12 protein-coding genes are annotated in these 12,202 nt (G+C 72.1%); 3 read left to right on the top strand and 9 right to left on the bottom strand.

Translation table 11 applies throughout. The features are described 5' to 3' along the window. Positions 1-186: 186 nt before the first annotated feature. On the top strand, positions 187-411 hold the full coding sequence (locus ET495_RS16590; RefSeq protein WP_129205697.1) for a DUF3107 domain-containing protein: 225 nt from the start codon (positions 187-189) through the stop codon (positions 409-411). Between the two features lie 135 nt (positions 412-546). Here ET495_RS16590 and ET495_RS16585 read toward each other — a convergent pair whose 3' ends face one another. Beyond that, a complete protein-coding gene (locus ET495_RS16585; protein ID WP_129205696.1) occupies positions 547-1,251 on the bottom strand; it encodes a ferritin-like fold-containing protein in 705 nt (234 codons plus the stop codon). 201 nt (positions 1,252-1,452) lie between these two features. On the opposite strand from ET495_RS16585, the gene ET495_RS16580 reads away from it, so the two are divergent. Next, positions 1,453-3,081, top strand: coding sequence for a DEAD/DEAH box helicase (locus tag ET495_RS16580; protein ID WP_129205695.1), 1,629 nt, complete (start codon positions 1,453-1,455; stop codon positions 3,079-3,081). Between the two features lie 239 nt (positions 3,082-3,320). Here the strand turns inward: ET495_RS16580 and ET495_RS16575 are convergent, their stop codons facing one another. After that, complete coding sequence (locus ET495_RS16575) at positions 3,321-3,884, bottom strand: hypothetical protein (protein ID WP_129205694.1); 564 nt, start codon at positions 3,882-3,884, stop codon at positions 3,321-3,323. Positions 3,885-4,891: 1,007 nt separating this feature from the next. On the opposite strand from ET495_RS16575, the gene ET495_RS16570 reads away from it, so the two are divergent. Then, positions 4,892-5,185 carry a DUF1905 domain-containing protein gene (locus ET495_RS16570; protein ID WP_129205693.1) on the top strand — a complete coding sequence of 98 codons (294 nt, stop codon included), beginning with the start codon at positions 4,892-4,894 and terminating at the stop codon, positions 5,183-5,185. On the opposite strand, the gene ET495_RS19540 is transcribed toward ET495_RS16570, so the two are convergent. From ET495_RS19540 to ET495_RS16535, 7 genes are all read right to left on the bottom strand, one after another. Next, the gene (locus ET495_RS19540; protein WP_342770123.1) at positions 5,066-7,135 is read right to left on the bottom strand and encodes an MFS transporter; all 2,070 of its coding nucleotides are present in this window, start codon (positions 7,133-7,135) and stop codon (positions 5,066-5,068) included. The two genes, ET495_RS16570 and ET495_RS19540, sit on opposite strands and share 120 nt — an antisense overlap. A gap of 68 nt (positions 7,136-7,203) precedes the next feature. Beyond that, positions 7,204-7,461, bottom strand: coding sequence for a ferredoxin family protein (locus ET495_RS16555; RefSeq protein ID WP_211340870.1), 258 nt, complete (start codon positions 7,459-7,461; stop codon positions 7,204-7,206). Continuing rightward, entirely contained in the window at positions 7,458-8,516 is a 1,059-nt protein-coding gene (locus tag ET495_RS16550; RefSeq protein ID WP_211340869.1) for an FAD-dependent oxidoreductase, read from the bottom strand. Before ET495_RS16550 ends, ET495_RS16555 begins: the two co-directional genes overlap by 4 nt. Continuing rightward, positions 8,513-8,698: a hypothetical protein gene (locus ET495_RS19795; RefSeq protein WP_425471240.1), complete on the bottom strand. Its 186-nt coding sequence runs from the start codon at positions 8,696-8,698 to the stop codon at positions 8,513-8,515. The genes ET495_RS16550 and ET495_RS19795 overlap by 4 nt, the downstream gene beginning before the upstream one ends. 96 nt (positions 8,699-8,794) lie before the next feature. Further along, complete coding sequence (locus ET495_RS16545) at positions 8,795-9,661, bottom strand: MaoC/PaaZ C-terminal domain-containing protein (RefSeq protein WP_129205691.1); 867 nt, start codon at positions 9,659-9,661, stop codon at positions 8,795-8,797. Between the two features lie 36 nt (positions 9,662-9,697). After that, positions 9,698-11,260 carry an AMP-binding protein gene (locus ET495_RS16540; protein WP_129205690.1) on the bottom strand — a complete coding sequence of 521 codons (1,563 nt, stop codon included), beginning with the start codon at positions 11,258-11,260 and terminating at the stop codon, positions 9,698-9,700. A gap of 16 nt (positions 11,261-11,276) precedes the next feature. Beyond that, on the bottom strand, positions 11,277-12,188 hold the full coding sequence (locus ET495_RS16535) for an electron transfer flavoprotein subunit alpha/FixB family protein (protein WP_129205689.1): 912 nt from the start codon (positions 12,186-12,188) through the stop codon (positions 11,277-11,279). Positions 12,189-12,202: the final 14 nt, after the last annotated feature.

Raw genomic sequence — 12,202 nt, 5'->3', positions numbered from 1 at the left:
CAGCCGGCGCTCGCGGCCGCGCATGCGTACCGGCGGGTGGCCGCCGATCGGCCCTGGGCGAAACCTCCGGGCGCCGCGCCCTGGGGGCTCACGCCGCTGGTTAGGATCGACAGTGGCCCTCGGGTCGCCGGAGCCCCGGCCCACCTCTCGCGCGCACCACCTGCGCGTGACGGCGAAGGAGAGAACGTGGAAGTCACGATCGGTGTGCAGAACCTGCCGCGCGAGCTGGCCGTGGAGACGGATCTCACTGCGGACGAGGTCACCGCGACCTTGAAGAAGGCCCTCGCCGACGGCGGCGTCCTCGAGCTCACCGACACGCGGGGCCGCCGCATCATCGTTCCGACCGCGACGATCGGCTATGTCGAGGTCGGCCCCGAGGAGACGCACCGGGTCGGCTTCGGTTCGCTCTGACCGCGCGCCGACCCTGCTGCCAACCTTGCTGCCGGGCCTGCTGCCGGGCCTGCTGCCGGGCCTGCGCTGACCCGAGCCCGCCGTTCGCGGGGCCCGGATCGGACGGTCTGGCGGCCGCGGGCCTCAAACCCGATCTCAGGCCGCGAGCCCCATCCGGTCCATGCGCCGCGTGTGCTCGGCGGTGAGCTCACCAAGCACCCAGGCGACCACGTCCGCCGAGGGTCCTTCCGGTGCGACGGTCGCCGGCATCGCCGCCCGGGCGAGCTCGCCGAACGACGGCCGCGTCGTCAGCAGCGCCTGCGACAGCGAGAGCGACTCGCCGACGACGCGCCGGCCCCACAGAGCGAGCCGTGACCCGAGACGTCCGTCCGCCTCGACGCCGGCGCGCACGATCGATGTCGCGCGCTCGTCGTCGTCGGTGTACTCCATCGCCCCGACGACCTGAGCGGCGAGGTCGCCCGGAAGGCCGCGGGCCAGCAGCCGGCACAGGTCGCTGGCGACGCCGTGGCCGACGACGCCCTTGAGCAGCCCCTCCCACCAGGACGACTCCGGCGTGCGCGCCTCGAACGAGTCGAGAACGCCCGCGAACGGCCGCATGAGCTCGACCGGCTCGACGCCGTGGCTCGCGCCGATGGCCAGGAGCCTGCCCTGCTGCTCGCCGACGCGCAGGCCGATCGCGAGCATGCGCTGCGAGGAGGCCAGGTCGGGGGCGTCCCACGTGTGCTGGCCGATGATCCCGAACAGCCCGAGCCGCACGTACGCGGCGAGCCCGACCACCTCCAGGAGCGGTCCTCTCCCAGCGGGTGCGGCGACGTCGGGCACCACGGGTTGCTCGCTCATGCGGTCAGGATACGGGCCGGTTACCGCCCGTCGCGTAGACTGACTCTGTACCACGGTTGCCCGGTCGTCCCGCACAGATCTCCCGCGACGGCAGGCGGGCTCTCCCGCCGGGCGTCGCGATGTCCTTCCGCGATCGGCTGCCGTCCATTCGGCGCCGCCACTTTGGAGCGTGCCGCGCCGACGAACTGACCGAAGGCACTTGTGACCACAGAGCACACACCGGGCGCCGCAACGGCGCTCGCGTCCCCGAACGCCACCCGGGCCCACCACGCGGCCTCGTCCATCCAGCGGCAGGACGTCTCGTTCGCCGACTTCGGGGTCCGACCCCAGATCGTCGAGGCGCTCGCCGCCGTCGGCATCACCCACCCGTTCCCCATCCAGGCGATGACGCTGCCCGTGGCCCTCCAGGGCCACGACATCATCGGCCAGGCCAAGACCGGCACCGGCAAGACCCTGGGCTTCGGCATCCCGCTGCTGAACCGTGTCGTCGCGCCCGGCGAGCCCGGCTGGGACGACCTGGTCGCGGCAGGCAAGCCGCAGGCCGTCGTCGTCGCCCCGACGCGCGAGCTGGCCGTGCAGGTCGCGGGCGACCTCGCCACCGCGTCGGCGATGCGGCCGAGCCTGCGCGTCGTCCAGATCTACGGCGGCCGCGCCTACGAACCGCAGATCGAGCAGCTCAAGGCCGGCGCCGAGGTTGTCGTCGGCACGCCGGGCCGCATGGTCGACCTGCTCAACCAGGGCCACCTGAACCTGCTGCGCGCGCAGACGATCGTGCTCGACGAGGCCGACGAGATGCTCGACCTGGGCTTCCTGCCCGACGTCGAGCGGATCCTGTCGCGGCTGCCCGCGCAGCGCCACACCATGCTGTTCTCGGCGACGATGCCCGGCCCGGTCGTGGCCATGGCGCGCCGCTACATGTCGCAGCCCACGCACATCCGCGCGGCCGACCCGGACGACGAGAGCGTGACCGTCAAGAACATCACGCAGTTCGTCTACCGCGCGCACGCGCTCGACAAGATCGAGGTGCTGGCCCGGCTGCTGCAGGCCGAGGGCCGGGGCCGCACCATCGTGTTCGCGCGCACCAAGCGCACGGCCGCGAAGGTGAGCGACGAGCTGCGCGACCGCGGGTTCGCCGCCGGCGCGATCCACGGCGACCTGGGCCAGGGCGCCCGTGAGCAGGCGCTGCGCGCCCTGCGCCACGGCAACATCGACGTGCTGGTCGCGACCGACGTCGCGGCGCGCGGCATCGACGTCGACGACGTCACGCACGTCGTCAACTACCAGTGCCCGGAGGACGAGCGCACCTACCTGCACCGCGTGGGCCGCACGGGCCGCGCAGGCAACAAGGGCACGGCCGTGACGTTCGTCGACTGGGACGACATGCCGCGCTGGGGGCTCATCGACAAGACGCTCGACACGGGGCACCCCGAGCCCGTCGAGACCTACTCGACCTCGCCGCACCTGTTCTCCGACCTGAACATCCCGGCAGGCACCAAGGGCCGCCTGCCCCGCGACAAGCGCACCCTTGCCGGCCTGGACGCCGAGGCGCTCGAGGATCTCGGCGAGACCGGCAAGCGGACGTCGTCACGCCCGTCGAGCGGGTCGCGCACGGGAGGGTCTGCGGGTGAGGCGCGGGGCGGCTCGCGCCAGTCCGGTCGCGACGGCGGCCGCTCGCGCGCGGGCGAGCGCACGCGCGACGGCGCCACGGCGCCGGACGCGGCAGCGGACGGGACGGCGTCCCGGGCGGGAGGCGACGCCGCACGTCGGCGTTCGCGCAACCGGCGCCGCACGCGCGGTGGACGACCCACCGCGGGGACGACGGAGGGCTGAGGCCCCTCGCACGCGCGGGCACCCGGCACGGGAGCCCGAGAAGACACGACCGTCCTCGCGGGCCCGGCGGACCGGGCCCGCGAGGACGTGCCACGTCGGGGCGGCACCGCGTCCAGGCATCCGGGCGCCGCCGGGGCCCGCGCCCCCGGACCCGCGCCCCCCGGACCCGGCAGCCAGGCCCGCAGCCAGAAGCGCGGTCCGACTCTGCCGGGCCCGAACGCTCTGCCGGGCCCGAACGCTCAGCCGCCCGCGGACGCGAGCCACGGGACCGAGGACAGGTCCTGGCCCGCGAACTCGCCGACCGATCCGCGCGCCGACCGCACGGCCTGGACCGCCGCCGCCATCGGTGCGACGTCGAACGGACGTGACGCGGCCACGCACTGGCCGGCAAGGGCGCGCAGCGCGCCGATCTGGTCGAGCCCGAAGGCGAGCTGAGCGTCGATCGGCTCGGTGAACGGGTCGAGCCGCTGGGACAGCCCGTACCGCGGGATGAGCAGCCGCCACGTCGCGAGCTGGCGCTGGAAGGAGCGCATCTCGCGCTCGACCTCGCCGATGTCGCGCGACATGGTCTGCAGGCCCTCGGTGGTCGACGCGACCTCGTCCGCGGCGGCGACCGTGGTCCCCTCGAGGGCCAGAGCCAGCTCCTGGACGTACAGCGGGCTGCGGTCCGCCGCGTGGTCCGCGGCGAGCTCGCGTACGAAGCCGCCGAGCTGCTCGTCGTGCAGCCGCGCCAGCGCGATGCGCAGCCGCAGCTCGCCGATCCGGGCGCGCAGCGCGCCGTGGCGCAGCCGCAGGTCCTCCATCGCCTCGGCCAGCCCCGCGCGATGTCCGACAGCGGGGCGACCACGCGGCCCAGCACGGGGTTGGTCGCCGCGACCTCGCCGGACGCGGCAGCGGCAGCAGCCACCGCCGCCCTGAGCCGGCCGACGCCCTTCTCGGTCTGGTCCGAGAGCTCGGCCAGCCGCGCGGAGAGGGCGTCGACCTGGTCGAGGCCGGCGAGCTGGTCGTCGAGCGCGAGGTCGACGCCGACCGCTCCCTGGAGCAGGGCCCGCAGGGGGCCGGACGCCGGGTCCCGAGGGTCGGGGTCGGTCCATCGGACCAGCTCGCGGCGTGCCGCGACCTCGGCGGGGACGGCGAACGCGACGAAGTCCTGGTAGCTGGCGAAGCCGAGGTCGGCGACGCCGTCGGTGAGGGCCTGCGCGCCGAGCGCGGCGGCGGCGTTTCGCGAGGCACCCTCGGACCGTGCGGCCACCTCCAGCGCGAGCACCTTGCGGTAGAGGCCGTCGACCGCCTGCCAGACGTCGGTGCGGCACGGACGCGTCCGCACCGACAGGAACCCCTCACCGAGCGGGGTCATGGTCGCGAAGACCCAGTAGGCCGATCCGTCCTGGCCCCGGTTCTTCACGTAGGCGGCCGCGGGACGGCCCGCGAGCTGCAGGTCCCAGATGAGCCGGAACGCCCCGCCGGGCATGTCCGGGTGACGAATCAGGTTGTGCGGCCGGCCCAGCACCTCGTCCATCGGGTACCGCGCGTAGTGGCAGAAGACGGCGTTCGCCCCGTCGATGACGCCTCTGCGGTCCGTCGTGGAGAAGAACGTGTCGGCGACCGCGATCTCTCGCAGCGCGGGCTCGGTTACCACGGGCATGCCACCAGCTCCCTTGTTCGGCAGACTCCTTCGTCCGGCGAGCTCCGTCGTTCGGCCTGTCCGCCGCCGAACTCCGGGCCGCCCCGGGGCATGGGGCGCATGCCACGCCGGCAGCAGCACCCGAACCCCCGGACACGGTACCGACCGGGCGTCTACGCTCGGGTCATGGCCTTCCGGTTCGCTGCACCGCTGTGGCAGTGGCGGGCGCGCACCGACGCGTGGTGGTTCGTCACCGTCCCCCCGGACCTGTCGGACGAGCTCGCCGAGCTACCGTTGCCGCCGCGCGGTTTCGGCTCGATCAAGGTCGTGGTCACGATCGGCGCGACCACGTGGTCGACATCAGTCTTCCCGAGCGACGAGCAGCGCGGCTACGTGCTGCCGGTCAAGCGGGCTGTGCGGCACGCCGAAGGCATCGCCGACGGCGCGACCGTCGACGTCGTCCTCGACCCGGTGCGGTAGACCCGTCCGCGCGCAGACGCGCAGCATCATGAAGGCGCAGAAGGCGCCCAGGACACAGGCGGCGATCACGATCCACCAGATGGTGCGGAACGCGTCCCCGGTGTTCCCGCCGTCGGCCAGGTTGGCCTGGTCGATCATCCGGCCGAACCAGATGTCACGGAACGTGTCGGGCAAGAACCCGACCAGCGACACGATGCCCGCCGCCGCACCGAACGTCTGCGTCGGCACCCGCGCCTCGGTCAGCTGCCCCGTCGTCACGTAGAACACACCCGTGCACACGAACCCGAGCGCGAGCGTCAGCACGATGAACGGCACCGCCATCGACGTGTTCCACGGCAGGAGCACGAAGGTCAGCAGCCCCACCACGGCCAGCGCGAAGCCACCCATGACGACCTTCGACGTCGACCCGACCCGCTTGGTGATCGCACCCGCGATCGGACCGGAGAACACACCCATCCCGTACGAGCGCACGTTGCCGATGTTCGCGATCATGACCGCGCCCACCCCGATCGCACCGATCTGCAGCCACTGCGTCGTGTACGTGATCGACGTGTAGGCGAAGTACGAGAAGAGCATCGTCAGGGACGCCCACACGACGGCCGGGTTCTTCAGCGCGGCGACGAACTCCGAGAGCGACAGACGCTTGGCGTTCGGGTCGAACTCGTTGTCGAACCGCGGGATGAACAGGAACGCCAGCACGCCCATCACCAGGATGATCGTGGCCACGCTCAGCAGCAGGTACCGCAAGAACGCCTGGTGACCTGCGGTGTCGGTCCCGGTGTGGTTGAGCAGCAGCGTCGCGATCACGTTGCCGACCAGCAGGCCGCCCAGCGCGAAGAACAGGTACGACCACCCGATGCGGCTCGGGTACTCCGACTCGTCGAACAGCAGCCGCACCAGCTTCAGGCGCGTGCCCCACCAGATCAGGATCGTGGTCACGCCGAGGCCGATCATCAGGACCATCAGCACGCCGAACGAGGGCAGCAGCGCGTACACGTACAGCAGCACGGCGGTCGCGATGTAGCCGACCCAGCTCAGCGTCCGCATCCGCACCTTGTCCGCCAGGATGCCCGACGGCACGTAGCAGATCATCGAGGTGATGCCGTAGGCGGCCATCAGGATGCCGACCTGCTCGTTGTTCAGGCCCAGCGCATCCATCATCTGGTCGGGGAAGACCCGCCGCAGGCTCGGGATGTAGAAGATGATCGAGCTGCCGGCCGAGACCAGCATCAGCAGCCCCCACCGCCGCGCCCGCGTCAGGTCCCGCCAGGTCATGTCACCAGCCACGCGCACGCCATGCCGCCAGGTGAGGCCGCTCGGCCCCAAGGGTGGTCGGCCGTCCGTGGCCCGGCCAGACGACGGAGTCGTCCGCGAACCGGCGCATGAGCCGGTGCTCGATGTCCGACAGCAGCGCCGCGAAGTCCTCGGGGGTCTCGGTCCGGCCGATACCCCCGGGAACAGGTCGTCGCCGACGAGCAGGTGCGTCGGCCCGTGCGGGTCGTCGAGCACCAGCACGATCGACCCCGGCGTGTGCCCGCGCACCGCGACCACCCCGAGCGAGAGCCCGGCGACGTCGATGGTGTCGCCGTCGGCGACGGCCCGGTCGATCGGCACGCCGGTCTGCTCGGTGACGGCCGCGGCGTCGTCGGTGCCCGCGTACGTGCGGGCACCGGTGTGGTGCACCATCGCCGCCAGCGCGCCGATGTGGTCGTCGTGCTGGTGCGTGGTCACGATGGCGCGCACGGCGGCCGGCTCAGGTGAGTCGGCCGCCGCGACCTGCAGCAGGTCGAGGATCTTCGACGGCTCGTCGGCCGCGTCCACGATGATCTGCTCCCCCGAGGTCTTCGACGTCAGCACATAGACGTTGTTCGACCACTCGGGCGAGACGACCACGGAACGCAGCGTGGCGCCCGGCAGGTCCGCGCACAGGGTGGAACCCTGATCGATCATGGCGCGGTCCGATCAGTACCGGTAGCTGACGCCGTGCCCGGCGCGCGGGAACGTCCACCGCGACAGCGTCACGGTGCCCCCTCGATCCGGCACGTGCCGCACTCGAGGCAGCCCGCGTGGTCGAAGAGCCGCTCGCCGGCAGGGCCTCGCTTGTACAGGCCCGCCGGGCAGAGGGTGACCAGGTGGTCGAAGACGGCATCGTCCGCGTCGTCGCCGACCACGACGTGCGCGTAGCCCTCGTCGAGCTCGAACCGGTCGAGCGCGAGCTTCGCGTCGACGTCGACCGGCTGCCGGTCCGCCCCGGGGGTGGTCTCGTGATCCGTCACAGTGCCCTCATTCCTCGCAGTCCGTCCTTCGCCAGCGCCCACAGCCCGCCTGCCTGCTTGACCGGGCGCATGACGCGCCGTCGCAGAGGCTCGACCGGCGTGCCGTCGACGACGAACGTCGACAGGCAGATGTCGCGCACCATCGCGGGGTAGGCGCTGAAGATGCGCGGCGTGCTCTCCATGAAGTGAGGGAACGCGCGCATCGCGCTCATGTCCTTGAGCACGAAGCTGTCCCGCAGCGCCGCCTCGTACCCCGCCAGGCCGACGGCGCTCGTGTCGCCCGCGTCGAGCGCCCGCGCCGCCTGCTCGCCGGCGATCCGTCCCGCCGCGATGGCCAGGTCCATGCCACGCACCGAGTACCCGAGGTTGAGGCACATCATGGCCGCGTCGCCCGCGACCAGGACGCCGTCGCCCGCGAGCCGCGGCATCGAGTCCATGCCGCCCTCCGGGACGAGGTGCGCCGAGTACTCGACCGGCTTGGCGTCCCGGAGCACGGGTCCCAGGACGGGATGCCGCAGGAAGTCCTCGGTGAGCTGCGTCAGCGGGGTCCGCGACCGTGTCAGGTCCGAGACCGTCGCCACGAGCCCCACCGAGACCGTGTCCTTGTTGGTGTACAGGAACCCGCCGCCGACGCGCCCACCCGTGGGCGCGCCCACGAACAACCACGCGGCGCCCTCGCCCTCGGCGAGGTGGAACCGGTCCTCGATGACCCGCGCCGGCAGCTCGAAGGTCTGCCGGACGCCGACGGCGACCTGGTGGGGCGACGGCGTCGCCCCCAGACCGGCCTGCTCGATCAGGAGCGAGTTGACGCCGTCGCACAGGATGACGACGTCGGCGGTCAGCTCGTCGTCGCCGGCCCTGACGCCGGTCACGCGCGCCCCGTCGGTGAGCAGCTCGTCGACCGGGATGCCGGTGATGTAGTCAGCACCGGCATCCTCGGCCTTCGACGCCAGCCACGGGTCGAGCTCGGCACGCAGCACCGAGTACGAGTCGGATCCCTCGACACCCAGACCCGGCGACGTGAAGTCGACCGTGAAGCTGGAGTCGTCGGTCATGAACGAGACCTTCTCGTGCGTGATCTTGCGTTCGAGCGGCGCCTCGGTCGCGTAGTCGGGGAACGCCGCGGCGAGCGAGTGGGCGTAGAGCCTGCCCCCGTGACGTTCTTGGCCCCGGGCTGGTCACCGCGTTCGACGACGGCGACGGACTTGCCGGCCGAGGCGAGCGCATGCGCCGCCATCGGACCGGCACACCCTGAGCCGACGACGATGGCGTCAAAGTCCGGCATGTTCGTCCTTGGTCCTCTCGGTGCGGGGACGGGGCGACCTCGGCGTGGTCACGCCCATTCGATGACGCCCCAGTTGAGGTACGGCTTGGCGGGTGCGAAGGCGTCGATGACACGGAAGTGGACGCGCGTGTCGTCCATCCGCCAGAACTGGGTGACCAGCGTCGCGCCCGGCAGCACCGGCGACGTGATGCGGGTCTTGAACCGCGTGATCCGCTCCGGCTCACCGGGGACGAAGGCGTCGACGAACGCGCGGCAGGCGTACCCGGCCGTGCTCACCGCGTGCAGGATGGGGCGCCGCTGACCGTTCTCGGCCGCGTAGTCCCAGTCGATGTGCTGCGGGTGCCAGTCGCCCGACAGGCGGTAGATCAGAGCCTGGTTGAACGGCACGCGCTCCTCGGCCTCGAAGTCCGGGGCGCGGTCGGGCATCTCGACGACGTCCTTGGGCGCGGCAGGGCCGCCCCAGCCGCCGTCGTAGATCAGGCAGTCCCACGACTCGTTCGTGAACAGCAGGTTGCCGTCGGCGTCGTAGGTGTCGCCCACGTGCTGGGCGAGCAGGCCCTTGCCCGCGCCACGGTCGTACAGCCCTTCGAGCCGCACCTTCGTGACGAACGAGCCGTCCTGCGGGATCGGGCGGCCGTGGAACTTGATGTCGAAGCTCCAGTGCAGCGAGCCCGCGTAGTTGTAGCCGTAGTCGATCGTCTTGGTGACGACCTGGTCCACGATCGGCATCGCCGCGATGGTCGGCAGGACCTTGAGCTGAGGCTTGCCCGGGTCCTTCTCGTCGACGTACTCCAGCCCGGTCCGGCCGTCGATCGCCGCGCCCGAGCCGAGCGCGAAGAGCTCCAGGTCCCGGAAGGTGTACTCCCGGACGAACGGCCCGAAGGTCTGGCCCACCATCTCCGTCTTGATGTTCATCGTCGTCTCCTTGTCGTGAAGGGTCTTCGTGCGGTCTCAGCGCATCGGTGCGCGGTCGAGCAAGTGTTTGGCGGTCTTTCCTGTGGAGGTCTGCGGGAGGCTGTCGGCGAGCACGACGTCGGTCGGCACCTTGAACTGCGCAAGGCGCGTGCGGGCGAACGCGAGCACCTGCTCGACGTCGAGGGCGTGGCCCTCGTGCGCGACGAGGAACGCGCGCACCGCTTCACCCCGGATCGGCTCGGGCACGCCGATGACGGCGGCCTGCGCGACGTCCGGGTGCTCGAGGAGGACGGCCTCGACCTCGAGCGCGGAGATGTTCTCCCCGGAGCGCTTGATGAGGTCCTGGTGACGCCCCACGAAGAAGAGGTACCCGTCGGCGTCGAAGAAGCAGCGGTCGCCCGTGTGCAGCCATCCGTCGGAGTCGAGCGCCCGCGCGGTGGCCTCCGGGTCACGGTAGTAACCCTTCATGAGGGTCCGCCCCGGCACCCCCCGGACGAGGAGCTCTCCGGTCGCGCCCGGCGGCAGGTCGGCTCCGTCGTCGTCGACGACCTTCGCCTGGTAGCCCAGCCCGACCCGGCCGGGCGACGGCCACCGCCGTGGCCCGAACGGGAAGTCGGTGACCACCCAGCAGATCGACTCCGTCGACCCGTAGGAGTTGAGCAGGCGCACCCCGAACCGGGCCTCGAACTCGTCCTTGGCCTGCGCGTCCAGCGGGAGGTAGTACATGACGTGCCGGACGACGTTGTCGGCGTCGTCGGCGGGCGGCTGGAGCAGCAGGGTGCGGACCATCATGGCGACCGCCTGGACGAGCGTCGCACGGTGGCGCCGCACCTGACCCCAGAAGCGCCGGGCGCTGTAGCGGGCCTCGATGACCAGCTCGCACCCGGCGGTCAGGACGGGCATCAGCGCGGCGAGCTGGAAGTTCGAGTGCGCCATCGGCATCGGTGTCAGCATCCGGTCCTGGCGGGTCATGCCCGCCTGCCAGTTGCCGTACCAGCCGGCGTAGATGCAGTTGGCGTGCGTGATCATGACGCCCTTGGGCGCCGCCGTGCTCCCCGAGGTGAACAGGATCATCGCGACGTCGTCGCTGGCGACGTCCGGAGACGTGGCCAGCACGGGCGGGTGGGACCGCCGGTCGGCGAGCGAGACGATCCGCTCGACGCCCGGCACCGGGTCGCCGGCGTGCTCGCCCACGATCACGAGCAGGCGGACCCCGGGCATGTCGGCGTAGCACTGCGCCCACTCGGCCGCGACGACCACCACCTGCGCCTGGCACCGTTCGACGATGTGCTCGCACTCGCGGCGCTGCAGCTCCGCGGCGATCGGCACGGCGACCGCGCCGAGCTTGGCGAGCGCGAACTGGGCACCCAGGAACTCCGGACCGTTGGGCAGGTGCAGAGCGACGTTGTCGCCGTGCCTGACGCCGTGGGCTGCGAGCATGTTCGCCGCCCGGTTGGTCTCGGCGTCGAACTGCCCGTAGCTGACCCGGTGGACGACCCCCTCCTGCCCCTCGAAGGTCAGGAAGGGGTCGTCACCGCAGTCACGGGCAAGCTGATCCCACAGGTCTGCGAGGGTCAGCGGCCCCACACTGTCGATCATCGTCGCCCGTGACCCGTCACAGCTGCGCCGTCAGCAGGGGCAGCGCCTCGTACAGGTCGGCGACGAGGCCGAAGTCCGCGTCGGCGAAGATCGGCGCGTCCTTGTCCTTGTTGATCGCCACGATGACCTTCGCGCCGTCGACGCCCGAGGTGTGCTGAACCTGCCCTGAGATGCCGACGGCGATGTACAGGTCCGGCTTGAGCTTGGCGCCGGTGACACCGACGTAGCGCTCCTTCGCCATCCAGCCCGAACCCTCGGCGACGGGGCGAGAGCATGCCAGCTCGGCCCCGATCGCCGCAGCGAGCGCCTCGGCGAGCGCGAGGTCCTCCTGGGCGGCGAACCCGCGGCCGACCGAGACGACCCGCGGAGCCACGGCGAGGTTGACCGACTCGACCTGCTGGACCTGCGTGTCGACCAGCCGGATGCCGCTGTCCGTGGCCGCGGCGACGGTCTCGACCGCCACCTCGGCGGCCTCGCCCCGCGGTGCCGGGTCGAACGTCCCGGCACCGATCGTGACCACGGCCGCGCTCCCGGCAAGCTGCTCGGTGCGGACGGCCATGCCGCCGAGCACCTGCCGCCGGACGGTGAGGGTCTCACCGACCTCGACCGACTCGACCGCGGCGGCCAGCGGGACGCCGAGGCGGGCGGCGACCCGGCCCGCGACGAGCGTCCCGGTGGGGCTCGTGCTCGCGGCGACGAGTCGCGCCTGGCGCTCCTCGAGCAGCGCGGCGACGTCCGGCGCCGTGTCCTCCACGAGCCCGGAGACCGGGGTGGCGAACCGCAGCACCTCCTGCGCACCGTACGCGCCGGCGTCCTCCACGTCACCGAGGACGACGGCCCTGACCGGCAGCCCGAGGGCACGGCCCGCGCCGCACAGGGTGGCGAGCGCCGCACTGTCCTCGGCGATGACCCACAACTCGTTCGTCATGCTGACGTCGTTCC

The organism is Xylanimonas allomyrinae, from assembly GCF_004135345.1.
GTDB lineage: Bacteria > Actinomycetota > Actinomycetes > Actinomycetales > Cellulomonadaceae > Xylanimonas > Xylanimonas allomyrinae.
This window is presented reverse-complemented; position numbering and strand designations above follow the sequence as displayed.